Annotated in this window: 23 protein-coding genes; 12 read left to right on the top strand and 11 right to left on the bottom strand. The window is 69.8% G+C overall.

The genetic code is table 11. The annotated features are described in order from the left end of the window. Positions 1–53: 53 nt before the first annotated feature. Together sigK and NF4_RS16475 are read right to left on the bottom strand one after the other, a co-directional pair. Positions 54–668: an ECF RNA polymerase sigma factor SigK gene (gene sigK, locus NF4_RS16480; protein WP_084533169.1), complete on the bottom strand. Its 615-nt coding sequence runs from the start codon at positions 666–668 to the stop codon at positions 54–56. Positions 669–774: 106 nt separating this feature from the next. Next, positions 775–1,068 carry a WhiB family transcriptional regulator gene (locus NF4_RS16475; protein WP_030522224.1) on the bottom strand — a complete coding sequence of 98 codons (294 nt, stop codon included), beginning with the start codon at positions 1,066–1,068 and terminating at the stop codon, positions 775–777. Between the two features lie 660 nt (positions 1,069–1,728). Here NF4_RS16475 and NF4_RS16470 point away from each other — a divergent pair. The 3 genes from NF4_RS16470 to NF4_RS16460 all read left to right on the top strand — a co-directional run bounded on the left by NF4_RS16470 (position 1,729) and on the right by NF4_RS16460 (position 4,621). Further along, the gene (locus NF4_RS16470) at positions 1,729–2,724 is read left to right on the top strand and encodes a hypothetical protein (protein ID WP_063128201.1); all 996 of its coding nucleotides are present in this window, start codon (positions 1,729–1,731) and stop codon (positions 2,722–2,724) included. Positions 2,725–2,850: 126 nt separating this feature from the next. Beyond that, positions 2,851–3,429 carry a sigma-70 family RNA polymerase sigma factor gene (locus NF4_RS16465; RefSeq protein ID WP_063128200.1) on the top strand — a complete coding sequence of 193 codons (579 nt, stop codon included), beginning with the start codon at positions 2,851–2,853 and terminating at the stop codon, positions 3,427–3,429. Next, positions 3,422–4,621: an anti-sigma-D factor RsdA gene (locus NF4_RS16460; protein ID WP_084533168.1), complete on the top strand. Its 1,200-nt coding sequence runs from the start codon at positions 3,422–3,424 to the stop codon at positions 4,619–4,621. The genes NF4_RS16465 and NF4_RS16460 overlap by 8 nt, the downstream gene beginning before the upstream one ends. A gap of 159 nt (positions 4,622–4,780) precedes the next feature. On the opposite strand, the gene NF4_RS16455 is transcribed toward NF4_RS16460, so the two are convergent. Then, on the bottom strand, positions 4,781–5,194 hold the full coding sequence (locus tag NF4_RS16455; RefSeq protein WP_030522220.1) for a DUF5319 domain-containing protein: 414 nt from the start codon (positions 5,192–5,194) through the stop codon (positions 4,781–4,783). A 247-nt stretch (positions 5,195–5,441) separates the two neighbouring features. On the opposite strand from NF4_RS16455, the gene guaB reads away from it, so the two are divergent. The 3 genes from guaB (at position 5,442) to guaA (ending at position 10,518) form a co-directional block, all read left to right on the top strand. After that, positions 5,442–6,983 carry an IMP dehydrogenase gene (gene guaB / locus NF4_RS16450; RefSeq protein WP_084533167.1) on the top strand — a complete coding sequence of 514 codons (1,542 nt, stop codon included), beginning with the start codon at positions 5,442–5,444 and terminating at the stop codon, positions 6,981–6,983. Between the two features lie 557 nt (positions 6,984–7,540). Next, on the top strand, positions 7,541–8,722 hold the full coding sequence (locus tag NF4_RS16445) for a GuaB3 family IMP dehydrogenase-related protein (protein WP_063128199.1): 1,182 nt from the start codon (positions 7,541–7,543) through the stop codon (positions 8,720–8,722). Positions 8,723–8,940: 218 nt separating this feature from the next. Then, the gene (guaA, locus tag NF4_RS16440; RefSeq protein ID WP_063128198.1) at positions 8,941–10,518 is read left to right on the top strand and encodes a glutamine-hydrolyzing GMP synthase; all 1,578 of its coding nucleotides are present in this window, start codon (positions 8,941–8,943) and stop codon (positions 10,516–10,518) included. Between the two features lie 60 nt (positions 10,519–10,578). Here guaA and NF4_RS16435 read toward each other — a convergent pair whose 3' ends face one another. Continuing rightward, positions 10,579–10,824: a hypothetical protein gene (locus tag NF4_RS16435; RefSeq protein WP_063128328.1), complete on the bottom strand. Its 246-nt coding sequence runs from the start codon at positions 10,822–10,824 to the stop codon at positions 10,579–10,581. Next, positions 10,817–12,394, bottom strand: coding sequence for a PspC domain-containing protein (locus tag NF4_RS16430; RefSeq protein WP_063814610.1), 1,578 nt, complete (start codon positions 12,392–12,394; stop codon positions 10,817–10,819). The genes NF4_RS16435 and NF4_RS16430 overlap by 8 nt, the downstream gene beginning before the upstream one ends. Positions 12,395–12,554: 160 nt before the next feature. Here NF4_RS16430 and NF4_RS16425 point away from each other — a divergent pair, with 160 nt between their 5' ends. Continuing rightward, a complete protein-coding gene (locus NF4_RS16425) occupies positions 12,555–14,018 on the top strand; it encodes an ATP-binding protein (protein ID WP_084533166.1) in 1,464 nt (487 codons plus the stop codon). A 554-nt stretch (positions 14,019–14,572) separates the two neighbouring features. Then, the gene (locus tag NF4_RS16420; RefSeq protein ID WP_063045376.1) at positions 14,573–15,208 is read left to right on the top strand and encodes a response regulator; all 636 of its coding nucleotides are present in this window, start codon (positions 14,573–14,575) and stop codon (positions 15,206–15,208) included. Positions 15,209–15,217: 9 nt separating this feature from the next. Here NF4_RS16420 and NF4_RS16415 read toward each other — a convergent pair whose 3' ends face one another. Further along, entirely contained in the window at positions 15,218–16,375 is a 1,158-nt protein-coding gene (locus tag NF4_RS16415) for a class I SAM-dependent methyltransferase (RefSeq protein ID WP_063128196.1), read from the bottom strand. A gap of 154 nt (positions 16,376–16,529) precedes the next feature. Here NF4_RS16415 and NF4_RS37795 point away from each other — a divergent pair, with 154 nt between their 5' ends. Next, the gene (locus NF4_RS37795) at positions 16,530–17,153 is read left to right on the top strand and encodes an AMIN-like domain-containing (lipo)protein (RefSeq protein ID WP_063128195.1); all 624 of its coding nucleotides are present in this window, start codon (positions 16,530–16,532) and stop codon (positions 17,151–17,153) included. A gap of 156 nt (positions 17,154–17,309) precedes the next feature. Continuing rightward, entirely contained in the window at positions 17,310–17,840 is a 531-nt protein-coding gene (locus NF4_RS16405; RefSeq protein WP_063128194.1) for an Rv2240c family protein, read from the top strand. A 9-nt stretch (positions 17,841–17,849) separates the two neighbouring features. Here the strand turns inward: NF4_RS16405 and NF4_RS16400 are convergent, their stop codons facing one another. After that, a complete protein-coding gene (locus tag NF4_RS16400; RefSeq protein ID WP_063128193.1) occupies positions 17,850–19,439 on the bottom strand; it encodes a DNA polymerase Y family protein in 1,590 nt (529 codons plus the stop codon). Then, a complete protein-coding gene (gene imuA', locus NF4_RS16395) occupies positions 19,429–20,220 on the bottom strand; it encodes a DnaE2-dependent mutagenesis accessory factor ImuA' (protein WP_157120359.1) in 792 nt (263 codons plus the stop codon). The genes NF4_RS16400 and imuA' overlap by 11 nt, the downstream gene beginning before the upstream one ends. Before the next feature lie 236 nt (positions 20,221–20,456). Here imuA' and NF4_RS16390 point away from each other — a divergent pair, with 236 nt between their 5' ends. Further along, positions 20,457–21,581, top strand: a complete 1,125-nt coding sequence (locus NF4_RS16390; RefSeq protein ID WP_063128192.1) for a serine/threonine-protein kinase — start codon at positions 20,457–20,459, stop codon at positions 21,579–21,581. Positions 21,582–21,595: 14 nt separating this feature from the next. Here NF4_RS16390 and NF4_RS16385 read toward each other — a convergent pair whose 3' ends face one another. Both NF4_RS16385 and NF4_RS16380 read right to left on the bottom strand, forming a co-directional pair. Next, positions 21,596–22,060 (bottom strand): MarR family winged helix-turn-helix transcriptional regulator, encoded by a 465-nt coding sequence (locus NF4_RS16385; protein ID WP_063128191.1) that lies wholly within the window; start codon positions 22,058–22,060, stop codon positions 21,596–21,598. Positions 22,061–22,126: 66 nt separating this feature from the next. After that, positions 22,127–23,305 (bottom strand): hypothetical protein, encoded by a 1,179-nt coding sequence (locus NF4_RS16380; protein WP_157120357.1) that lies wholly within the window; start codon positions 23,303–23,305, stop codon positions 22,127–22,129. 340 nt (positions 23,306–23,645) lie between these two features. Between NF4_RS16380 and NF4_RS16375 the strand changes: the two genes are divergently transcribed. Then, positions 23,646–24,497: a Bax inhibitor-1/YccA family protein gene (locus NF4_RS16375; RefSeq protein ID WP_063128189.1), complete on the top strand. Its 852-nt coding sequence runs from the start codon at positions 23,646–23,648 to the stop codon at positions 24,495–24,497. Between the two features lie 113 nt (positions 24,498–24,610). Here the strand turns inward: NF4_RS16375 and NF4_RS16370 are convergent, their stop codons facing one another. Next, the gene (locus NF4_RS16370; protein WP_063128188.1) at positions 24,611–25,234 is read right to left on the bottom strand and encodes a PAS and ANTAR domain-containing protein; all 624 of its coding nucleotides are present in this window, start codon (positions 25,232–25,234) and stop codon (positions 24,611–24,613) included. Positions 25,235–25,387 lie beyond the last annotated feature (153 nt).

Genomic DNA, 25,387 nt, shown 5'->3' with positions numbered 1-25,387 from the left:
CGCCGGTTCCCGCCGTCCCGGTGAGAACCGGCCGCCGAACCGGGACGGGCCGTTCACATCCGCTGTGGAATGTGAACGGCCCGTTCTCGTAGTGGTCGCCGGTCGCCGAGGGAGGCCGGCCCTCCCATGCTCTTCTTCAGCCTTATCAGGCCGTCGCGGATACGGGATTTGACGGTCGGTAGCCCGATATCCAGGTGCCGGGCCACCTCGGCGTAGGTCCGGCCGTCGTAGTAGGCGAGTGAGATCGCCTCACGCTGGGTCTCGGTCAGGGTGCGTAGTCCGACGACCACGGCCTGATGGTCGAGTTTGCGCTCGACCTCCTCGATGACCTCGTCGTATTCGTGCCCGAGTACCCGGGCGCCGTAGGCGATCTCGCGCTGGGTGTGGGCCTGCTCGGCGCGTACCCGGTCGACCGCGCGGCGATGGGCCAGTGTCATCAGCCAGGTCACCGCCGAGCCGCGCGCCGGATCGAAACTCGCCGCCGTGCGCCAAGTCTGCAGGTAGACCTCTTGAGTGGTCTCCTCGGCGAACCCGGAATCCTGGAGGACACGTAACACCAGACCGAAGACCCGGGTGCGGGTCCGGTCGTACAGTTCGGCGAAAGCCTCGGCATCCGAGTGGCCGCAGCGCTGCAAGAGCGCTGAGAGCTCGATACTCTCCTGTGTCATCGGTCATAACAATAACCGCAAGCTATAACCGAGAGCGTATGCGGCCCCGTGGAACACGCGGTGTCGCGCCGTCGGGCAGCGGTATGGAGTCGCTACCCGCGACCCATCAGACCGCCATTCGGCGCCGGTTGCGCCGGGCGTGCATCTCCCGTTCGGTTTCCGACATTCCGCCCCAGATGCCGTAGGGCTCACTGACCTTCAGCGCGTGCGAACGGCACTGCATCAGCACGGGGCACGACCTGCAGATCTCCTTCGCGCGCAGTTCGCGTGCCGCCCGTGCTCTGCCGCGTTCACCGTCGGGATGGAAGAACACCGCCGAGTCCACACCCCGGCAGGATCCGCGCATCTGCCAGTCCCAGACGTCGGCGTTCGGTCCGGGAAGGTGGGTGGGCATGGGCATGGGGGAACTCCTCGTAGACGCGAGCTCGTCGGCATTGTCGAGCGAGTGATGGGTACAGCTTTCCGGCGGTGCCCGGGCGTTCGGGCGAGCGCGCGGGGCCACATGCGTCGGCCGATGTGCACCGCTGCCGTCGGCATCCGTTGCGTTTTCGTCCGGCGCCGTCCGTGGCGATGAGTTACGTTAGGGGTACCGAGGAAATTCCGTCAACAGTTTGACGCCCTGAATTATCGGGTCTTTTGCGCACTGAATTTAACCTCGCTGACTGTTTACTTTCGCTAATCGCCCGGCGATACTGTCAGGTTGGCCTGTTGCTGGCGCTCCCGGCATGTCCATGCTGGTCGGCGTATCCGCAGGTGGGCGCGCCCCTTCCGAGGGCTCTCGATAGGTCTGGACCGAATTCCGCCCCGCGGACCGTCCCGGTGGGTTAAGGTGCCCCGATCTCGATACGATCACAGATGGCCGGTGAGGGGCTTCCAGGTTAATTAAGCGAAACGTCCTCGAATTCGATGCGTGGTCGCTCATGGATTGATGGGCGGAGATTAACCTGATGGAAACACCGCTCGTTCGGATTAATGCTGAAAGATAGCTGGGTCGTCGCTGTCCCGCGGCGGACCGCCCGTTCCACCCGGCGGTGGATCCGGTGGCCGGTACAGTGCGTCGGTGATCGCCCCCGGCCCCCGCCTCGAATCCGATTCCCTCTCGGCCGCCGACGCCGCGTTCGGTGCGCGAACGGGCCGCACCGCTGCCGAGTTGCCGGAACCGGCGGATCCCCTCGAAATGTGGTGGCGAGCGGTCGCTCTGGGTGGTGCGGGTCACTACGCCGCCGCCCACACCGCGCTGCGCCGCCTGTCCGCGGCGACCACCGATCCGGTGTTGCTCTCACTCGCCGCCTCGACGCAGGGGTCGCTGTTACGTCAGCTCGGCTGGCATCAGCGGGCCGCCGAGTACGACGGGCGGGCCGCGGGGCTCGTTCTCCCGGCGGTGGCCATCCTTCCGGCCGCGCCGCAGCCGACGGCTCCGGTCGCGGGCGGTGGAACCGGCCCGGGTCCCCGGTTCCCGCGTCCGGCGAAAGCTGCGGCGGCCGGGCCGGGCGATTACGGTCGCCGGCCCGATGTGGTCGACGCCGCGGCCGACGCGCTGATCGGTCTGGCGGCCGACGCCCTGGGCGTCGGCCGGACCGCCCTGTCCACCCGGCTGCTGGATCGCTGCGCGGCCCTGCTGGATCGTCCGGCGCCCGGATACGGCGCGCACGACGCCGGTACGCCGGAGCGGCCGCGGACCCGGGTGCGGCTGCACTGGGTCCGCGCCGAAACCGCGCTGGCCGACGGTCGCGGCGCGCCGGCGCTGGCCGCGGCGGAGGCCGCGCTCACGCTGGCCGAACAGGGCCCCTCGGTCCGGCATCGGATCAAATCGCGATTGCTGGTCGCCGCGGCCGCGAGCGCCACGGGGCAGACGGCCCGCGCCCGCGCGCTGGCGGACCGTATCGATGAGGAATGCCGTGTCTCCGGTTCGGTTCCGCTGCGGTGGGCCTGCGCCATGCTGCGCGGCGGCCTGGCCGCCGGACCGGGCGACCGCGACACGGCGGTCGCCGACGCGGAGGCGTGTCGCGCACTCATCTCCCGGCGTGGCGGGCGATTTCGCGATGCGCGTGGATAACCCGAGTTCCACCGTCTCGACCCGTACCGCCGCCGGTGTCCTATTGTGGACCCGTTCCGCTGGACCGGCGGAAGCACCGGTCATCACAGACCGTGCCACTTTGTAACGCCAGGAATTCCGCTGACGATGACGCACATGGGCGAAGAGTTGGACCGCGCCGTCGCCGCCGCTGCGCAGGGCGACAGGTCTGCTTTAGCTCAGGTACTGGAAATGGTCCGCCCGCTGGTGATGCGCTATTGCCGCGCGCGGATCGGTGTCGCGGAGCGTGGACAACTCTCCGCGGACGATGTCGCGCAGGAGGTCTGTCTAGCGGTCATGACCGCACTACCCAGGTATCAGGACCAGGGTAGGCCGTTCATGGCCTTCGTATACGGAATCGCATCGCACAAGGTTGCCGACGCCCATCGCAACGCCTCCCGTAACAAGGCGGAGGCGATGGCCGAAGTACCAGATGTCATATCCACCGACCACGGCCCGGAGCAACGAGCTCTCGAATCGGAAACCAGCCGGCAGATGAACGCTCTGCTGGCCACTCTTCCGGAGAAGCATCGAGAGATCTTGATCCTGCGCCTGGTCATGGGTCTGTCAGCAGAAGAAACCGCAACCGCCGTGGGCAGTACGGCGGGCGCGATTCGGGTGGCCCAGCACAGGGCGCTCGCAAAATTGAAGGCACAAGTGGCGAGGGCAGGTGAAATGTATGGCTAGGGATGGCGGGCGCGGTCGGGGCGACAGATGGGCGCGGCGTGCATCGCGGAACACCGATCCCTATGCCGAGGGCTCCGGTGCCGGATCCGAACCGGTGGATATCGTGGCGGTTCGTCGTGATGACGAACTGATCGACGCTATCGCCCGTGGCGGACCCGTCCCCACCGAGAGCACCGAGGAACTCCAGCTGGCGGCATTGCTGGCGGATTGGCGGGCCGAGATCGTGGCACCGCCGCTACCCGACGCGCCCGACCTCGATACCGTGGTCGCGGCGGTCAACCAGGAGATCGGTGCCCGGCAGGCGCGGATCGGCGCGCAATCGGGAGGCCGCCTGCGGCTGCTCCGCCCGATTGCGACCACCGCCGCCGCGCTGGCGCTCGTATTCGGTGGGCTCTCCGCGTTCTCGTATCAGGCCGAACCCGGCGACGCGCTGTGGCGCGTCAAAGAGGTGGTGTTCAGCGAACAGGCCCAGAGCACCGTCGTGCAGTACGCCGGTGACGACCTGGCCGCCGCGCAGACCCTGCTCGAACAGGGCAGGCCCGACGAGGCACGGGAACGGCTCGAGCAGGCGTCGGCCAATACGACCCAGGTCAACGACCCGACCAAGCGCAACGAACTCGTCGAACGCTGGAACCAGCTGTTCGAGGAGGTCCGGAAGGTGATACCGCCGGACGTCGCCGCACAGCTGGAACAGATCGCTCCCTCGCCCGATCCGGGCGCACCGGTGCAGCCGTCGCGTCCCGGCGGGACCACGGAACGGCCCGGTAGCACGGTGACCACCATTCCGGCCCCGGGCAGCGAACTGCCGTTCGACCGGCCGAGCGGTCCCGGCGGCAGTGACAAGCCGAGCGCTCCGGACGTCCAGGCGCCCGAGCGTCCGGGACCCGGCACCGACCGGCCGGACACACAGGCACCGGGTACCCATACTCCGGACACCCCGGCACCGGACACGCAGGCTCCGGATATCGCCCCGGACGGCACCACCGTCCCGGGCGTTCCGGGTACCACCACTCCGAACGGACCGGGTGTGGACTCGGTGGAGCCGTCCACTCAGGCGCCGCCGTCCACGATCAGCACACCCGGCCCGGCCGAGCCGTCGACCGTGCCGGTGCCGCAGACCGCCGTGCCGGCCCCGTCGATTCCTCAGCAGGCTCCGACCACGTTGCCGCTGCCGGGAGGCACCACCAACTGAACGCCGACACACCGATGGCCATCCACCTGGAAATTGTGGATGGCCATCGGTGTGTTCGGCCACAGTCGGTGTGAGTGCCGGGGAACCGGGCGTAGCCATGAAAAGTCGATCGGCCGCCTGGTGCGGCCGATCGAGCCGGACGAACCGGCTACTCCGAAGTCAGCTGTCGAAGGCGTCGAACCCGTCGCCGTGGAACGCCTCGTTCATCGAGGCATCCGCGTAGCCGCGACAGTAATCCCAGGTGACGTAGGCTTCCGGAGTCGGGTCGTAGGCGGGCTCGTGCGGGCGGACCGTGCCGTCGACGAGGAGCTGTAACAGATTGGCGCGCAGCATGTCCCAGTCGTGATAGTGATCCTGCCGACAATCCTCGCAGCTCACCACCAACCCGCGGATACCGCGGTGCGCCAGTAGCGCCTCGTAGACTGCGAGATCGGCGAGATCCTCCTCGACCGCAAGGCGCTCGTGAGGATCCAGCGGTTCCCCCGGCTCGATGGCATCGAGCGCGGCGGACGGGTCGGCGGGGTCTCCGGCGAACGGATCCGGCGGCAAGCCAGGTGGTAGATGGTCACGCACATCCCCACGGTACGCAGAACAGGGTGGTCTGCGCCAGCCGTCCGCGCCGCCAGTTTCGCCGATGCCCTCAGTTGATCCATGGTCCAGGCGGACCGATACCATGGTGACACGGCGCCGACGAGTACCGATCACCCGGCCACCCACCGGTCAGAACCGAACCGGTGCCGCAGTCCAATCCCAGTAACAGTTCGCTATCGGGTCGCCGCACCCCGTTAGCTTCGCCGACGTCCAGGAGGGGTCGATCCGAATGAGTAATCCCGTACCGGGCGAGCGCACCGTAGTCCGCCCTCATACGGGTGGTGACGATCCGAACAAGATCGCCATGCTCGGCCTCACCTTCGACGATGTACTGCTGCTCCCCGCCGCTTCGGACCTGATCCCCAGCACGGTCGAGACATCCAGCCAGTTGACCCGGGAGGTCCGCCTGCGGACCCCGCTGGTGAGTTCCGCCATGGACACCGTCACCGAAGCCCGGATGGCCATCGCCATGGCCCGGGCGGGGGGCATGGGTGTTCTGCATCGCAACCTCTCGGTCGCCGACCAGGCGAGCCAGGTGGAGACCGTCAAACGGTCCGAAGCGGGGATGGTCACCGATCCGGTGACCTGCCGCCCCACCGATACTCTCGCCGAGGTCGACGCCATGTGCGCCCGGTTCCGGATTTCCGGGCTGCCGGTGGTCGACGAGACCGGCGCGCTGGTGGGCATCATCACCAACCGGGATATGCGCTTCGAGGTCGACCAGAACCGGCGTGTCGCCGATGTGATGACCAAGGTGCCGCTCATCACCGCCCAAGAGGGTGTTACCGCCGAGGCCGCGCTCGGCCTGCTGCGCCGGCACAAGGTGGAGAAGCTGCCGATCGTGGACGGCGAGGGCCGGCTGCGCGGGCTCATCACCGTGAAGGATTTCGTCAAGACCGATCAGTTCCCCGACGCCACCAAGGACCGCGACGGCCGGCTGCTGGTGGGTGCCGCGGTCGGCGTCGGAGACGACGCCTGGTCACGCGCCATGACCCTGGCCGACGCCGGAGCCGATGTCCTCGTGGTCGATACCGCGCATGGTCACCAGCGTCAGGTACTCAGCATGGTGAGCAAGGTGAAGGCCGAGGTCGGTGACCGCATCCAGGTCGTCGGCGGCAATATCGCCACCCGGGCCGGTGCCGCGGCACTGGTCGAAGCGGGTGCCGACGCGGTGAAGGTCGGCGTCGGACCCGGCTCCATCTGCACCACCCGCGTGGTCGCCGGTGTCGGCGCTCCGCAGATCACCGCCATCCTCGAAGCCGTCTCCGCCTGTAAACAGGCCGGAGTCCCGGTCATCGCCGACGGCGGTATCCAGTTCTCCGGTGATATCGCCAAGGCCATCGCCGCGGGCGCCTCCACCGTGATGCTCGGCTCCCTGCTGGCCGGTACCGCCGAATCCCCGGGCGAACTGATCCTCGTCGGCGGTAAACAGTTCAAGAGCTACCGCGGAATGGGCTCGCTGGGCGCCATGCAGGGGCGCGGGCAGGCGAAATCCTTCTCCAAGGACCGCTACTTCCAGGACGACGTCCTGGCCGAGGACAAGCTCGTCCCGGAGGGCATCGAAGGGCGGGTCCCCTTCCGCGGCCCGGTCAACCAGGTGATCCACCAGCTGGTCGGCGGCCTGCGTGCCGCCATGGGTTATACCGGCGCCCAGTCGATCACCGACCTGCAGGAAGCGCAGTTCGTACAGATCACCGCCGCGGGGCTGAAGGAAAGTCACCCGCACGACATCACGATGACCGTCGAGGCCCCCAACTACACCGGTAGGTGAGGCCGGGCCGGGGGGCGCGCACCAGCACCTCGGGCGTGTTGCAGGCGGCCCCGGCCCCTACCGGAGCCGAGGGCGCAGGTGAAACCCGCTCACGTCCTGTGCCGGGTTCAGCGAGGCCCCAGGAGCCAGGCCCGTCCCGCCCCTCGGCCGGAGGTGCTCGATGGCCGGCATGCCGCAGCCGGCCGGCCGCACATCGCATCCGACGTGCGGCCGGCCCGCCGAGGAATGCGACCGTTGAGCACCCCTCGGCCACGGCGAACCACTCGAGTCGGGTACGGGTTCCGAGGCCTGAACGGCGGGACCTTCGGAGGCCTCGACCCCGCGCGCCGAAGGCGCGCCGGAAGACACTGTAAGGTTTACGTGTAATTACGCGGTTCACCAGGTGAAACCATGACATCGGCGCCTCGTTTCGCGGGGCCCACACCGGGTCGCTGCCCGTTCCGCGTTTTCGCTCTCGAAACGTAGCCGCGGCAGGCGTGGTCTCGCGGGCGGGGAACGCGGGCGAGGGGGCCGAGAACCCACGCGCGGCAGCGCGCCACCGACACAGGAGTTATTTCGTGCGCGATATGGTCGAGATCGGAATGGGTAGGACGGCTCGCCGGACCTACGAACTGGACGATGTCGATATCGTTCCGTCGCGCCGGACCCGTTCGGCGAGCCAGGTCTCGCTGGCCTGGCAGCTCGACGCGTACCGATTCGATATCCCGTTCCTCACCCACCCCACCGACGCCCTGGTCTCCCCGGAATTCGCCATCGAGATGGGCCGGCGCGGCGGACTGGGCGTCATCAACGGTGAAGGTCTGTGGGCGCGGCACGCGGATGTGGCCGCCAAGATCGAGCAACTGGTGGAGCTCGCGGACAAGGGCAGCTATCAGCGGGCCGTGGCCTTCCTCCAGGAACTGCACGCCGCCCCCATGCAGCCCGATCTCCTCGCCGCCGCGGTGGCGCAGGTACGGGCCGGCGGGGTCACCGTCGCGGTGCGGGTCAGCCCGCAGAACGCCCAGAGCCTGACCCCGGGCCTGCTGCAGGCCGGAATCGACCTGCTGGTGGTGCAGGGCACCATCATCTCCGCCGAACACGTCGGTGACGGCGAACCGCTGAACCTGAAGACGTTCATCGCCGAACTCGATGTGCCGGTGGTGGCCGGCGGGGTGAGCGATCACCGCACCGCACTGCACCTCATGCGGACCGGTGCCGCCGGTGTGATCGTCGGCTACGGGTCGCAGGAGGGCGCGACCACCACGGGCGAAGTCCTCGGTATCGGGGTTCCGATGGCCACCGCCATTGCCGATGCCGCCGCCGCCCGCCGGGACTATCTCGACGAAACCGGTGGCCGCTACGTGCACGTCATCGCCGACGGCGATATCCACACCTCCGGCGATCTGGCCAAAGCCATCGCCTGCGGTGCGGACGCCGCCATGCTCGGCGCGCCGCTGGCCCTGTCCACCGAGGCCCCGGGCCGGGGCTGGTACTGGCCGTCCGCGGCCGCGCACCCGTCGGTGCCCCGCGGCTCGCTGCTGTCGCTGGACGAACCGTGGGATCTCGCCGACGAACTGCTCAGCGGGCCCGCTGCCCGCCCCGCCGCGGTGCGCCCCAGCCTCGAACAGGTCCTCACCGGGCCTTCCGACGATCCGTTCGGCTCTCTCAACCTGGTCGGCGGCCTGCGCCGGTCCATGGCCAAGGCCGGCTACTCCGACCTCAAGGAGTTCCAGAAGGTCGGATTGAGCGTCCGCGCCTGAGCGGTGTGTCCGCGGGGTCCGAGCGGGGCCAACGGTCGGTGGACGGCCGTCCGGCCGGCGTGGGCCCGGGCTCGCCCGGGATTTCGATCGGCCGCCCGGCGGTCGCGTCTCGCTCGGCCTGGTGAGCTCACTGCGCCGCCTCCGGGAAACGGCAGGTCGACGCGGTCCGGGTCCGGTGGTGACCGACCTCGAGGGCCCGCGGAGCCAGCACTAGAATCATGCGGGTGACGCATTCCCAGAGACCTGTACTCGTTGTCGACTTCGGTGCGCAATACGCGCAGTTGATCGCCCGCCGGGTCCGGGAGGCGAAAGTGTACTCCGAGGTGGTGCCGCATACCGCGACGGTCGCCGAGATCGCGGCCAAGCAGCCGCTCGCGGTGATCCTGTCCGGCGGTCCGGCCAGTGTGTACGCCGAGGGGGCGCCCTCGCTCGATCCGCGGCTGTTCGATCTCGACGTGCCGGTCTTCGGGATCTGTTACGGATTCCAGGCGATGGCGCAGGCGCTGGGCGGCACCGTGACCAACACCGGGACCCGCGAGTACGGGCGCACCGAACTCGATATCGACGGCGGCCTGCTGCACGAGGGCCTGCCGGGCATACAGCCGGTGTGGATGAGCCACGGCGACGCGGTCACCGACGCACCGGCTGGTTTCACGGTCACCGGTACGACCGTGGGCGCGCCGGTCGCGGCGTTCGAGCACCGGGCGCGCCGATTGGCGGGTGTGCAGTACCACCCCGAGGTGCTGCACTCGCCGCACGGCCAGCAGGTGCTGAGCCGCTTCCTGCACGAGATGGCCGGGATCGCGCCGACCTGGACACCGGCCAATATCGCCGAGGCCATGATCGAACAGGTGCGGGAGCAGATCGGCGACGGGCACGCGATCTGCGGGCTTTCCGGCGGGGTGGACAGCGCGGTGGCGGGCGCTCTGGTGCAGCGCGCCATCGGTGACAGGCTGACCTGTGTGTTCGTCGATCACGGGCTGTTGCGCGCGGGAGAACGCGAGCAGGTGCAGCGGGATTTCGTGGCGGCCACCGGGGCTCGGCTGGTCACCGTGGACGCGGTGGACAAGTTCCTGGGTGAGCTGAAGGGCGTCACCGACCCGGAGGAGAAGCGCAAGATCATCGGCCGCGAGTTCATCCGGTCCTTCGAGGACGCGGTGGGTGAGGTCGTGGGCGAGCAGACGGCCGCCGATGCGGCCCCGACGGTGGAGTTCCTGGTCCAGGGGACGCTGTATCCGGACGTGGTGGAGTCCGGCGGGGGCAGCGGCACGGCGAACATCAAATCGCATCACAATGTGGGCGGGCTGCCCGAAGACCTGGAGTTCGAGCTGGTCGAACCGCTGCGGCTGCTGTTCAAGGACGAGGTCCGGGCGGTCGGCCGGGAGCTCGGGCTGCCGGAAGAGATCGTGGCCCGCCAACCGTTCCCGGGCCCGGGTCTGGCGATCCGGATCATCGGTGAGGTCACCGAGGACCGGTTGCGCACCCTGCGGCAGGCCGACGCCATCGCGCGCGAGGAACTGACGGCGGCCGGTCTGGACGGGCAGATCTGGCAGTGCCCGGTGGTGCTGCTCGCGGATGTGCGCAGTGTCGGTGTGCAGGGCGACGGCCGCACCTACGGTCATCCCATCGTGCTGCGGCCGGTATCGAGTGAGGACGCGATGACCGCGGACTGGACCCGGTTGCCCTACGAGGTGCTGGAACGTATCTCTACCCGGATCACCAACGAGGTAGCGGAGGTCAACCGGGTGGTATTGGATGTGACGAGCAAGCCCCCGGGCACCATCGAGTGGGAGTGACGACGAACCGGCCGGGCCTGTACAGGCCCGGCCGGTTCCGTTCGTCCCAGGTGTTCGTGCTCAGCGGCGGCGTCTCCGGGGTGATACCACCAGAGCCAGACCGACCACTATCGCGAGCGCGACGACGATCCAGCCGATCGGAACGATCGTGGTGAGCCCCCACTGGGTGGGGCCGGCCAGTGCCCAGGCGCTCAGTCCGAGCGCCAGCAGGCCCACGAAGAACAATCCGGGGGAGAAACCGCCGCGCCGGGCGTGCCCGCGGGCCGCGCGCCGCTCGGTTCGCTCATCTGTCTGCTGTTCAGCCACGGCGTACCTCCGCATCGCCCATCCGCACGTGCACGTTCAAGTTCAGTACCGGCGCGTCGCCACCGGGCCCGGTCAGCCCGTCGGGGCAGCTCGCCTCGCCCATCCGGACGGTGCATTCGGTGCGCACGTTCATCTTCTCGGGTAGCAGGACCATCGCCTGACCCATCTGTACGTCGACATCGACGGTCCGGTCGGCGGTGAGGTCGATACCGCGCAGGTCGAGCGTGCCCGACCCCATGGTGACCTTGTACTCCGGCCGTATTTCGGTGGCCGAGGCCGGCGCCCAGGTGCGGTCGCCCATGGTCGAGCTCTGCACGTCCACCGGTCCGATCACCGCGGCGAACAGTACGAAGGCCGCCAGGGGAGCGGTGACCAGCAGCAGGCCGTGGCCGCGGCGCCGGAACGAACCGAACACCAGCCCCAGCCCGATCACCGCCAGGGCGACCGCGCCGATCCGCCCCGCGGTCATCCATTCGCTCCCCGCCACGGACGTGGCACCCGCGGCCGCCGCCGCCAGCACCGCGAGGCCGAGGACGACCGGGGTGAAGCGGGAACGCGGCCGCGGCTCGACGGCCGGTGCGACCATCGTGCGGACCGGTGCGGGTTCGGGCAGATCCCAGGCCAGCGGCGCGACACCCAGCGGGTCCCAGGAGGGCGGGGTGCGGTGTGCGAACTCCGCGGTGCCGGGTTTGCCCATATCGATCGTGGGCCGGAAGGTACCTGTACCTGCGGTGGGCCGGTCCCCGGCCGGTTCGGCGGAAGCCGCCGACCCGCCGGGCGAATTCTCGGCCTGCGCGGGACCGCTGGACGCGGTGGTCGCGGAATCGCCGGCTCGGCCGCTCTGCTCGGTCCCGGTGACCCGCGCGGGCGCCGCGTCACCGCTCTTGGTGAGCAGCGGGCGCGTCGGTTGCGGGGCATCGCCGGTGGGTCCGGCGGCCGCGCCGCCCGAGTCCGCCGGGGGCTGCGGGATGTCGGCCGGCGGATCGGGGATGTAGCGGTCCGGCAGCCTCGTGTACGGCGTGTACATATCGGACGGGGGCCCGTAGAGGTCGGCCCCGCCCTGCGGGAACATGGCGCCGGGGTAGCCGGTGGTGCCGGGGTGGCCCAGCGAGTCCGGTTCGACGGTACCGGGTGGCAGCGGCGGTGGTTCGGGGGAACGCATGTGCAGCATCCACCAGCCCGCGAGCATCAGCGCCAGCGCGATGACACCGGAGCCGCCGAGCCCGACCCCCACCGGGCCCATCGTGCTCACCGCGATCGCCAGCGCCACGATCAGCACGATGGTCTTGGTCTGATTCGGTGATTCCCGGTCCTTGCGGGTGAGCGACTCCGCCATGGAACCGCGGCCCCCGGGTTCCGGGAACAAAAGCCATCCCGCCAGGTAGAGCACGATTCCGGCGCCACCGAAAATGGTGGACACCACGAACGCCACCCGGACCAGCACCGGATCGATGCCGTAGCGATGGCCGAAACCCGCCGCGACTCCGGCGATCGGGCCCCGCCGGGGCAACCGAACCGGCCGGGTCTGCCACATCTGCTGCAGCTGATCGCCGAAGCTCGTTCTCGTCATGGACCCCATGGTCCGCTCGGGGCACCCGCGCCCGCATCCGGGTGAACCCTGAAGTTGGACCGGAAAACCTCCTGAGCACCGTCGATGGGGGCGACCCGAGACCGAACTCAGGGTGTTTCCCCATGGCTGCCGGTGCGGCTCTCGTGCCAGTATCGAGGGTATGTGCCCGTTCGGACCTGCCTTCTACACGCGGGGGGCCGCTGCCGGGTCCGGGGCGGTGCCCGGTGCCGATACCCCGCGCCTGGTGCGCCGTTCCGGCGGCCGCATCGTCGGTGGGGTGGCCGGCGGTGTCGCCGACCATCTGGGGATCGACGTCCTCAAGGTGCGGATGGTCTTCGTCCTGCTGTCCGCGCTGGCCGGGGCCGGGATAGTCGCCTACAGCCTGCTGTGGATCTTCACTCCCGACGGCACCGATTCGGGACGCCCGTCGGGTACCGAGCGGCGTCAGGCGATCGGACTGGCACTGCTCGGGCTGGGTCTGTCGGTGGCGGTGTCGTGGGCGTTCAGTGGCGCGGCGGCGCGGGTGATCGCGCCGCTCGTGGTGATCGCGGTGGGCGCGGCACTGGTGTGGCGCGAATACGACGCCGACGGTCCGCGGTCGCTGATCGGAATACCGGCGAAACCGTCGGTGGTGACCTGGTCGCGCATCATCGCGGGCGTGACGCTGGTGGTCACCGGGCTTACGGTGGTGGTGCTGTCCCAGCTGGACTGGGGTTCGCTCGGTTCGGCGCTGCTGGCGGTGGCCGCGACCCTGATCGGGGTGGGACTGCTGACCGTTCCGCTCGGGCTGCGGCTCATGCATTCGCTGAATGCCGAGCGCGCCGCGCGGATCCGTAACGAGGAACGCGAAGAGATCGCCTCGCACCTGCACGATTCGGTACTGCAGACGCTCGCCCTGATCCAGCGGCAGGCCGGTGACCCGCAGGAGGTGCTGCGGCTGGCGCGCAGTCAGGAACGGGAGTTGCGCCGCTGGTTGTTCGTGGATGCGGGTCCGGCCGAATCCAGCCTCGCCGCCGCGCTGCGCACCATCGCCGGCGAAGTCGAGGACCAGCACGGGGTGAAGGTCACCCCTGTGACGGTGGGCGATGTGGCGATGGACGGTACGGAGAGCGGCTCCGGCCTGCCGAAGGAACATTTCACCGCGTTGCTGGGCGCCACCCGGGAAGCCCTGGTGAACGCCGCCAAACATGCCGGGGTCTCCGATATCGACCTGTTCGCCGAGGCCGAACCGCACCAGGTCAGCGTGTTCGTCCGCGACCGCGGCACCGGTTTCGACCCCGATTCGATCCCCGAGGACCGCCACGGCCTGGCCCGTTCGATCCGCGCCCGGGTGGAGCGCCGCGGGGGGACGGTGGAGATCGTCTCGGAGCCCGGCCGGGGCACCGAGGTCCGCATCATCATGCCGCGAACCGATTCCGGGTCTTCGGAAGCGGAAGAGCAAGTGAACGATGTCCGGGGCGAAACCGTGGGGTCCGCCTCCGCGGAAGCCTTCCGCCGGGCCACCACCCCTGCCCCCGAACCGCGGGATCTGTCCCGAGCGGACTCCACCGAGGTCGTCACCGCCGGCCTCACCCGACCGCACCGGCCCGCCGCCGATCCGGCCCGCCCGAACGGCCACCGCTGATGGACTCGCGCCGGACCTGCTCACCGGCCCGGCCCGCGACCACATCCGCACTTGCGCCACCGACCCGTCGCCCGCAGCATGGATACGATCGTGGGCCGGGCCGGTTCGACTTCGAACTCATCACTTTCCAGCAGCTGTCAGCGGTCGTGCATACTGCGGCGTGCCCGGCCTGTGCCCACGGTGCGGACCAGGGCACATCTGGTCGACCATCCGGGACTGCGGCCGAAACATCCGCCGACGGAATGGCGGCGTGCCCGGGAACCACACGGCACCCGACACGGCCACAAGCCGGGTCGGCTGCCCCCGAATCCCTTCCTCGCTACCCACCTGAAACCATGTATCGCACGATGATCAGCAGTGGTGCCCCGCACCACCCGGCCGCCCCGCTCGGCGCCGAGTCCAGCGAGGCCCCCAAAGGGTCGAGGCCCATCTCGCCGTTCAGGCCTCGAAAGCGCAGGAGCCGAAGGCTCGAGTCTCGAGGCCTGAACGGCGAGACCGAGGGGGCCTCGACCCCGCGCGCCGAAGGCGCGCCAAAAAACACAGAAAGGGTGGGCGTGCGGGTTTTTCTGGTCGATGATCACGCCGTTTTCCGTTCCGGAGTGCGGGCCGAGTTGAGCCGGGAGACGGATATGGAGGTGGTCGGGGAGGCCGGTGGAGTGGCCGAGGCCGTGGCGGGGATCAACAGCGCGAAACCCGATGTGGTGCTGCTGGATGTGCATATGCCCGAGGGGGGCGGGGTGGCGGTGTTGCACGGTATCGACAGCGGTCCGGTGTGTCTGGCGTTGAGTGTGTCCGATGCCGCCGAGGATGTGATCGCGGTGATCCGTGCCGGTGCCCGGGGTTATGTGACCAAGACGATTTCCGGTGCCGAACTGGCCGACGGGATCCGCCGGGTGGCCGGCGGTGACGCGGTGTTCAGTCCGCGGCTCGCCGGTTTCGTCCTGGATTCGTTCACGGGTAAATCTCCGGTGCCCGAGCCGCCGCTGGATCCGGAGCTGGATTCGCTGACCCCGCGTGAGCTGGAGGTATTGCGTCTGCTGGCGCGCGGTTACACCTATCGGGAGATCGCCGAGAAACTGTTCATCTCGGTGAAGACGGTGGAGACCCACGCGTCGAATGTGCTGCGTAAGACGCAGCAGTCCAACCGGAACGCGCTCACTCGCTGGGCGCATCGGCGGCGGATCGACTGAGCGGCGGCGTCAGGGGCGGGTCGGGTCGTGCAGACCGCGTACCGAGCGGGTGACGGTGAATTTCCGGTTGCGACCCATCACTTCGGTGCGTCCCACCATGCGTTCGACCACCGTGCGATGGTTGAGGTGGTTGTTGTAGACCGTCCACAGCTCGCCGCCGGGGCGCAGTACCCGGCCGGTCTGGGCGAACATCTTGATGGCCGATCCGGTGTGCACGGCGGCGCCGACATGGAACGGCGGATTGCACACGACCAGGTCGGCGCTGTTGTCGGGGGCGCCGGACATGGCGTCGTCGCGGACCACCCGGACCCGGTCGGTGAGCTGATTGGCGGCGGCGGTGGCGGTGGCCGAGGCCACGGCGGCGGCGGACTGGTCGGTGCCGACCACCGCCAGCCCGGGCCGGGACCTGGCCAGTGCCACTGCCAGTATCCCGGTACCGCAGCCTAGGTCGACGGCGTCGCGGGCGTCGGGTTTCATCGCGCGCAGATGTTCGAGCAGAAACCGCGTGCCGATATCGAGGCGGGTGCCGGAGAACGCGGCGCCGTGTGCGACCACTTCGATTCCGAACTCACCGATGTGCTCGTGCACCGGGAATCGGGGCGCGCCCACCGGTTTCGGACCGCGGACCAGAAGGGTGCGCGATTTCTGCCGGCCGCGGCTGGCCCGCACCTCGGAAAACGATTCGGCCAGTACCTCGTTCATGGCCTTGGTCAGGTATTTGTCGCGACCACCGGCGAAGACGCGGACCGCGGGATGGGCGTAACGGGCGATGGCCTCGGCGATTTCGGCCAGGCCGGCCAGGACACGCGGTAGCCGCAGCAGGACCACGGTCGCACCGCGGAGCAGGGTCTCGTCCAGTGGGTGGGAGGTGTAGCGGTCGGCGAGACCGAGGGCCCGGGCGTTGGCCGCCAGGGCGAGTTCGCCGGTGAGTAGATCCTGGTGGACCCGGATTCCGTGCAGGTCGTGGGCGGCGGCGGCGCCGAGGGTGAGGGCGCCGTAACCGTCACCGATCACCGCGACTGTTTCCCGGGCGGCGGCGGCTTCGGTGATCGCCTCCGCGGCTACGTCGAGAATCAGGCGGTCGGCGGCATCGACGGCGTACAGGTTGGCGGCCTCCACATCCGGATAGCGGCGCAACCGTTCCAGTAGGTCCTCCACATCTCGCACAGGTCAAGTGTGCTAGATCGTTGCCGCGGCCCGCCGGCCGCCCCGTCGGATGGCCGGTGGACCCGCTGCGCGCACCCCGCGGGCCGGTCGGGTGGCACACCGGGAGAGGGCGTGTTCCCGCAGGGCAGCGGTTACGCCGGTTAGCATCGGCCGCATGCGTACCGGGCGTGTTCTGGTAGTGGTGGCAATGCTGGGTTTTCTCGCGGGATGTGCCCACTCCGGCTCCACACCACCGGTTGGCTCTCCGGAGCCGGTGCCGGCGGTGCCGAGTTCGGAAGTGGACACTCCCGGTTTGCCGCCGCCGCCCGTGCCGTTGCCGGGTGAGCCCGTGCCCGCGCCCGACGATACGGTCCCCAAACAGGCGGAGGCCTCGCCGGGGGCCGCGCTGACCGTGACCGATATCCGGCTGAGCAGGCATGCCGGGTTCGATCGTGTGGAATACCACCTCGGCGGGGAGGGCACTCCGGGCTGGAGTGTGTGGTACACCGGCCGGGCGGTCCAGGACGGCAGCGGCCGGGAACTGGAGGTGGCGGGCGAATCGGTGCTCGAGGTGCGGATCACCGGGTCGGCCTATCCCTTCGACAGCCGGGTGGCGCCCTACTCCGATCCCGACCCGGCCACCGATCCGGCGGTTCCCGGGATCGCCGGGGTGTACCGGACCACGGTTTTCGAGGGGGTCACGCAATCGTTCGTCGGGGTTGCCGGCGACCGGCCGGGCTTCACGGTATCCACCGCCACCATGCCGAACCGCCTGGTCATCGATATCGCCAACGGGTAGCGTGTGGTGCGCCCGGTATCGGTTGATGATCAATGACGAGGCTGGGCGGTCGAAATACGACCCGACGCAGTACGGTTGACAGCACCGGCGGCTCAGATGTCCGGCGCGCCGGGGCGAAATACGGGGTCGTGGGCATCCGAGGGGAGTTCAACACCTATGCGACGACTCGAACGAGCCGGTCTCGCCACCGCTGTGACCGCGCTCATCGCGGGTGGTTTCATCGCTGCCTGCTCGAACACCGTGACCGGTACCGCCCAGGTGAACCAGTCCGAGTTGCAGCTGTACACCTCCGAGGTCAAATCGTCGTCGGCCGCGGCCTCCTCGTCGCGAGCCGCCGCCGCGGCGGCCGCTGCCACCGATGTGTGCGAGGCGCTGCGCGACAACAACAATCCCGCGGTCGACGCGTTCAACGCCTATATCGACGCCAGTGACGCGAAGGCCCCCGATCTCGAGCCCAAGAAACAGGCCGCGATCACCGCGTTGCGCGATACCGCCAACAAGATCGATCAGAACCTGAACCCCGATGTGCCCAACGATGTCTCCACTCCGATGCGCACCTACCGTGAGAATCTGAAATCACTGGCCGACCTGCTGGAACGCAATGCCTCGGTCGACGAGGTGAACGGCCAGATCGATGCGTTCAACGCGGACAAGGACGCGGCGTTCGACGCCTGCGACGGGTACTGAGCGCGACGTTCATTCGTAGAGCCCTTCCACGTACCACCGGTCGTTCTGGGCGAACAGCAGCAGACTGTGCGGGCCGGGTAGTTCCACCTGCGCGCGGGCACTGGGCGCCGTGCCGGGCGACCACCACAGTTCGTCCAGTAGCCAGGGGCCGGCCCAGGCGGTGAGCCGCCAGCTGGATCGTCCCCAGCGCAGCCGTGCCGGGGGTCCGCTGAACCCGCCGCGCCCGGTGATCCGTACCGGGGCGCCGTCGGCGGATTCCAGGGTGACCGGTGGACGGTCGAGCATGATCACGGCGGGGGCGGGTTCGGGGATCCGGCCCGGCCAGGGTGGCGCCGGATCGGTGCGCGGGGCGCGTTCGTCACCGAACGCGACCATGGTGACCCGTTCGGCCGGCCCGCGTCCGCCACTGAGCACGCCCACCTGCACCGCGTCTCCACCGAGCAGGCCCTGGACGCGGACCAGGGCGCGCAGCGCGCGTTCGTCACCCGATCCGGTATCGCCCCACAGGCCCAGTTGCAGGGCGCCGGCCGGCACCACCTCCACCGGCACCAGGTGCAGCAGGATGATCGGGCCGCCTGCGCGGCCGTCCGGGGGACGGGTCAGCCAGCCGTCCAGCTGCCAGCGCACCCGGTCGGCGACGCCGTCGGCGGTCAGCGGTTCGGCGCAGCGCCAGACCCGGGACAGTTTTTCCCCTGTTTCGGTTTCGGCTCGGATCTCGAGCCGGGTACAGGCCAGCGCGGCGGCCGACAGCGCCGCGGTGAGACGGGTGGCCAGTAGCCGGCCGGCGAACGCGGCCCGGTCGACTCGGTCGATGGGCGGATCGCAGGGGAGCCGGACCTCCAGATCAGGTGCGGGCCGGCGCGGCGCCGGTGGCCGTTCCGGTAGGGCACGGGCGGCGCGGTGCGCGAGGATCGCGTCCGTGCCGAACCGGGAGGTCACCTGGGCCGGTGTCAGCTCGGCGAAATCCCCGATCCGGCGCAGGCCCAGCCGGTGCAGCAGATCTATGAGCGCGGCCCGTTCCGCGGCCGCCGGGCCCGGTTCGGCCGCCAGCTCCGTGATCGGCAGCGGGGCCAGGAACCGGGCGTCGCCCCCCGGGGCCACGAGGGTCCCGTGCCGGGCGGCGATGATCGCGGTGGGTAGTTCGTCGGCGATACCCACCCGCGCCTCCACCCCGGCGCCGGCCAGCGCGGTGAGCACCCGACGGGTTGCGGCCTCGGCGGAACCGAAGTAGCGGACGACACCGCGGGCGGACAGGGCCAGCAGACCGGGGCGCAGCACTTCCACGCCGGAGGCGAGGGTGTCCACGGTCGCGGCGACCGGTTCGAACAGCCGGGCATCACGGTCCGGGTCCTGTTGCGCCACTACGAGTTCCGGGCAGCGGCTCTGGGCTTCGCGTTTGCGCATACCGCGGCGCACCCCCGCCTCACGGGCGGCGGCCGAGCAGGTGACCACCCGGTTCGCGTGGAGTACCGCCACCGGTTGTTCCGGCGGCAACCCCGCGCTCGCCGCCGCCGCGACCGCCGGCCAGTCCGGGCACCACACCGCCAGTACCCGGGGACCGCCGCGGGCGGCGCCCGGTGCGGGCCGGTCAGGAGGCAACCGACCGCTCCTGCCGTTCCGGTGCGCGGCCCTCGCCGGCTTCCGTGCCGGCCGGCGCGATCCACTCCACCCGGCCGCCGAGTGGACGGGCGGCCAACCGGCCCCGGTGCGGTACACCGCCTTTGGCGCGGACCTCGACGTCGAGGCTGATGGAACGGATACGCCCGCTGCCCGTCCCGAGCCCGGTGTAGCCGGATACCTTCGCTTCCAGGTTCAGGTCCGGCGCCGGCCAGGAGCCGCCGGTGACGATCAGGGTGGCGTTCTTTCCGCGGGCTTTCGCGGTGAGCACCCGGGCGCGGACCGGGGGGACCGCGGCGCCGCCGAGGCCGAGCACCACCAGTTCCATACCGTCGAGCAACACCGCCGCCACCTCCGCCGGTTCCCGGCCGGCGTCGGCGACCACCGCGATCCGATCCAGCCGGGCACCCATCTCCGCGGCGGCGAGCAGACCGAGCCCGGGCAGCCCGACGGTGGCCGCGTGCCCGCCCGGTCCGGTGACGGCGGCGAGTAATCCGGCCAGCAACGATCCGGCGCCGGTATAGGCCACCACGCTGCCCTTGACCAGGCCGCCTTCGGGCAGCAGGGGTGCCAGGGCCGGAGGGACGGGCAGGATCTCCCGCCGCAGACCCGTCGCCGGCGCCACCGGTGCGGGCAGGCCGTGCTCGCCGCGTGGCGTTGCCGGGGGGCCGGGTACGCAGCCGCCGCTCGCCGCCCGGGCGCGCCGCGACCGGGCCAGTTGCCGCAGTTGGGCGCCGCTCGCCTTCGGTGGCCGTGCCGTCATACTTTCACCCACTTCCGCGACGGACGCCGGACGGACGGCCGGTCGCACCGAAGTGGCCGGCACCGATCCAGCTAACTCCTGGTTCGAACATACATTCGACAGACTATCGGCTGAAACCCGCCCCCGGAAGTACCTCCGGCACCGCGGCGAACCCACTGTGGTGAACGAAGTCACGTGTGGCGCGGCCCGGCTCCGAATCCGGCCAGCTACCACCGAATTCGGCTAGTCTCACACCCATGATCGATCGCCCCCGTCCCATCGTCGGCCCCGACTATCTGGTGGCCGGCCGATACCGCCTGCGGTCCAAGCTCGGCGGTGGCGGTATGGGAGCCGTATGGGAGGCCCGTGACCGGCTGCTGGACCGCGACGTCGCCATCAAACAGGTGCTGTCCACCGCCGGTATGGACGAGGCCCAGGCCCGGCGGGTCCGCGATCAGATCGTGCACGAGGGCCGGGTCGCGGCGAAGCTGTCCCATGAGCACGCCATCGCCGTCTACGACGTGGTGATCGAGGCAGGTGAGCCCTGGCTGGTGATGGAGCATCTGCCCTCACGCAGCGTGGCCCGCGCGCTCGCCCTGGTCAACGCCCTCCCGGTGATCGAGGTGGCCCAGATCGGCGCCCAGGTCGCCGACGCGCTGGCCGCCGCGCACCATGTCGGGATCGTGCACCGCGATATCAAACCGGGCAATATCCTCGTCGCCGATCGCGGTCCCGGGGTCGGGATGGCGAAGCTGAGCGACTTCGGTATCTCCCGCAATATCGCCGAGGCCGCCGACGAACCGGACGGAATGATCACCGGTACGCCCGCCTATCTGCCGCCCGAGGTCGCGCGCGGTGCCCAGCCCACCGCGGCCAGCGATGTGTTCTCCCTCGGTGCCACCCTCTACACCGCCATCGAGGGGCAGCCGCCGTTCGGGATGGACGACGACACCGGCGCCATCGTGGAACGCGCCGCCATGGCGCAGATCATTCCGCCGAGTCGCAGCGGCGTGCTCACCCGGGCGCTACTGCACATGATGGAGCCGGCCCCGCAGCGCCGCCCCACCATGGCCGAGGCGCGTGACGAGATCCTCGCCGCCGCTTTCGGTCCCGGCGCCGCGAGCAATATCCTCGGCGCCCCGGTGCGGACCGAGGACGGCACCATCCCCGCCTGGGCGGCCCGCAACTCCGCCGCCGGCCTGCGCAGCCCCCGCTCCGGCCCCCTGCCCCGGCGCGCGCAGGCGCAGCCGCCGCGCCCCGCCGCGGTCGCGGCGCCTACCCCGCGGCCCGCTTCGCGGCAACTCAGTCCGACCCTGGCCGTCACCATCGGGCTGCTGATCGGGCTGCTCATCATCATTGTGATCCTCGTGATGGTGATGTAGCGCGCCGCCGCGGATCAGCCCGCCAGTGGCCCGCCGCCGCTACCGGATTCCTCGAGCAGCAATGCCAGTATTTCCCGGAATTCGTCCGCGCGCCCGGCGCCCAGGATCCGGGCCCAGTCCTGTTCCACCGTGATCATGCTGTCGCGCAGCACTCCGAACGCCGCGCGTCCGCGATCGGTCAGGCAGACCAGTTTGGCCCGCCGGTCGGTGGGGTCCGCGACGCGTACGAGATAGCCGCCGCGTTCCAGCGTGCCCACCACCTGCGCGGTGGCCTGCCGGGTGACCCCGATCTGTGGCGCCAGCTCCGAAACCCGCTGCCCGCCGGCGAGCAGCGGCGGGAAGAATTGCAGAGCGTGCCGTGGATGGAGGTCGGGCATACCCGCGGCGGCGAACGCGGTGGCCAGCCGGACGCTGGTGGCGCGGGTCAGCCGGTACAGCAGCACGGCCGACGATGATGCCGCGGCGGTGGACTCGGTCATGGCGACGATTCTCGCCGAGCCGGTTGCTCACCGAGCGCGCCACCGGTGGCCTCGGCGCGGGCGAGGTCAGCAGAGCCCGGCCGTCTCGCCGGTAGCCGCCGCGTAGGTGAGTGTCGGATAGTAGGGGCCCAGCCCCGGTTCCGGGTCTTCCGGATCGGCGTTCTGAACCGAACCGGTGAAGTCCGCGGCGGGCAACATGTTCCGCATGATCAGCAGGGTCTCGCCGGAGTTCGCGGGTAGCCAGGCGAGGTGGCAACTGGGGTCCGGCCGGTGCTCCGGGGCGGACACCACGATGGTGAACTCGCCGTTTTCGTCGACCTGGATCTCGTCGTCGACCAGGCAGCCCAGCGTGCTGGTCGATGGGACGTCGCCGCTGCACATCGACCAGTACCGCAGTTGGGCGGGCGCCATCCGCGCCGCACCGGAGAATGTATCGGGAGTTTCGGGTAGGCGGCCGCGGATCACCGCGGTCCGGCCGGAATCGACCAGGGTGGCCAGGTACTTGTTGTCGGGATTGGGGAACAGTCTCCCGCCTTCGCGTCCGGCCCATTGCGGCGCGTGCGGCAGTGGTGTGGCTCGCCCACGGCCCAGCCGGGCGCGGCCCTCGACGAACACGCCGTGCGGGTCGGAATCGCTGGTGTTCGTCCCGCAGTCGGCGAGTTCGACCGCAGCGCCGCCGGAGGTGTGCACGGTGGTCCGCGGTAGTCCGGTTCCGCCCATCGAATCGCGCCCGGCATCGGGCCGGTATATCCGGTAGATCACCGGGATCACGCCGTCGGTGGCGCGGGCGTAGAGGGTATTGGGTTCGGGGTTCCCCGGCCGGTCTCCGGCGACCACCCGGATCGTGTAGGAGCGGTTCGCGCTCTGCCGGTCGGCTCCGGCGGGGAAAGGATTCACCGAGCCGGCGTCCGGCGCGATCGCTGTATCGGTCAGGACGCCGGTGGCCGTTCCGGCCGAATACGAGACGAACGACATGTACCGCGCGTGCGGGTATTCGCCATGCAGGGTCACGCTCGTTCCGGGCGCGGCGGGTATCAGGGTCATCCAGTAATTGGCGAAGGTGTCCGGGAAGGCGACGTTGAACGTATCCGCCCCGATCCGCGGGCTCCAGCCGCAGGCGATCTCCGGTGGTGGTGCCGCGGTGACGGGGGTGGCCGGCGCGGGGAACGCGGCGGCGCAGCCGGCGGCCACGCTCAGTACGAGTGCCCTGGCGCCGCGCCGGTGGAGGAGAGCCCTTGTGGCCATGTGATCTCGTTTCCGTGTTCTGCCGAGTGGAAGGTGTGCGCCGCCGGGGCGCCTCCGGATTATAGGCAAGACCCTTGCGTAATTGCATCGGACACTCCGTGAACCGCAGGTAGCGGCATTCGGCGAGGTCGCGCGCGGCCTCCGGTCGTCGGCCGGTATCGCGGTCCGTGGTCCATCCGGGCCCGACCGGCGGTAAGGTCCGGTTTGTCTGTCTTGTCGTCTCGCCCGGGAACTCCACCGGGGGTCGTGATCGTTGGATGGACAGTTGGATATCGAGTAACAGCTCGAGCCGACGGTCGTGCTCCGGTATGGCCAACGAACTCCGAGAAAGGGATTTGCGGTGCGCGCCACAAGCAATCCGGTATTCAAGAATCTGCCGCGGCAGGAAACCGGCTACGCGGGCTTCGGCTCGACTGCCGCCGGCGCGGGGCAGCTGGGCTACCAGTACGGCAACCAGCAGCACCCGCAGCAGTATCAGCAGCCCTACCCGCAGGCGCCGACCCGGTCGCTGACCATCGACGACGTGGTCACCAAGACCGGTATCACGCTGGGTGTCCTCGCGCTGTCCGCGCTGGTCACCTACCTGCTGACCAGCGCGAACAGCGGCCTCGCGCCGCTGTTCGTCATCGGCGGTGGTCTCATCGGCCTGGTTCTGGTGCTGGTCGCCACCTTCGGCAACAAGGCCGACAACCCGGCGCTGGTGCTCTCCTACGCGGTCGCCGAAGGCGTCTTCGTCGGCGCCCTCTCGTTCATGTTCACCGATATCAGCTTCGGTGGCGCGGGCGGCGCGGGCATGATCGGCCAGGCCATCCTGGGCACCTTCGGCGTGTTCGCCGGCATGCTCGTCGTCTACAAGACCGGCGCCATCCGGGTCACCCCGCGCTTCACCCGCATGCTGATCGGCGCCATGATCGGCATCCTGGTCCTGGTGGTCGGTAACCTGATCGCGAGCTTCTTCACCGACGGCGGCTTCGGCCTGCGTGACGGCGGCCCCATCGCCATCATCTTCAGCCTGGTCGTCATCGCCATCGCGGCGTTCAGCTTCCTGCTGGACTTCGACGCCGCCGACCAGCTCATCCGCGCCCAGGCCCCGCCGAAGGCCGCCTGGGGTGTGGCCCTGGGCCTCACGGTCACCCTGGTCTGGCTCTACGTGGAGATCCTGCGCCTGCTGAGCTACTTCCAGAGCGACTAGTAGCGACCGCGACCGAGTGAAAACGGCCCCCACTCCGGTGGGGGCCGTTTCGCGTCCGGACGCCGATCAGATGCTGTTCCGCCGCCGAACCCCGGCGTGATTTCCGGCTGCGGTCACAGCTCGGGCCATTCGTGGACGGTGAGCAGGAGATGGTCGAAGCGGGTGCGGGTGGCGGTTTCGGCGCCGCCGAACCCGCCCACCGCGGCGACCAGTTTGGCGGCCAGATCGCGGAGTTTGGTGTTGGTCTCCTGGGACCGCCAGATCAGCACCCGGAACGCCTGTTCCGCCGAAATTCCGTAGATCACCATAACCGCGCCCTTGGCCTGCTCGATCAGCTCCCGCGCCGCGACCATCCCCGGTATCGCGGCGTCGAGGGCGTCCTGGCGCTCTTCGCCGAGAGTGTCGGTGATATCGATGTAGTAGCCGGTGGTACCGGTCACCGCGCCGGTGTCGTCGAGCATCTGATCCCCGACGACCAGTACGTGGTGCACCTGGCCGGCCGTATCGATGAGTCGGTGGCGGCTACTGAACGGCGCACCGGTGCTCACCACCATCGCCAACGTGTCGGCGACCCCACCGCGGTCCTCGGGATGCTTGTGTCCCAGCAGTAACTCGGTGGTCGGTTCCACCTCGCCGGGGGCGTACCCGTGCAGCGCCGCGACCTCGTCGGACCACTCCCAGCGCTGTTCGGCCAGCCAGAACCGGAAACTGCCGGTGCGCCGCGGCACCGGAACCATCGGCCCCGGACCCTGTGAAACGCTTTCCTTCCTCACCCGCTCATTCTCCTGTATGCCTGCGCGGGACGAGAACACGATAGACGAGCTGTCCGCCGACAACACCCGCGTCTGCGATTTCTGTACAGAATGCGAACCGATGAGCCGGCGGACACC

Source organism: Nocardia fusca NBRC 14340 (assembly GCF_001618425.1).
GTDB classification, from domain to species: domain Bacteria; phylum Actinomycetota; class Actinomycetes; order Mycobacteriales; family Mycobacteriaceae; genus Nocardia; species Nocardia fusca.
This window is presented reverse-complemented; position numbering and strand designations above follow the sequence as displayed.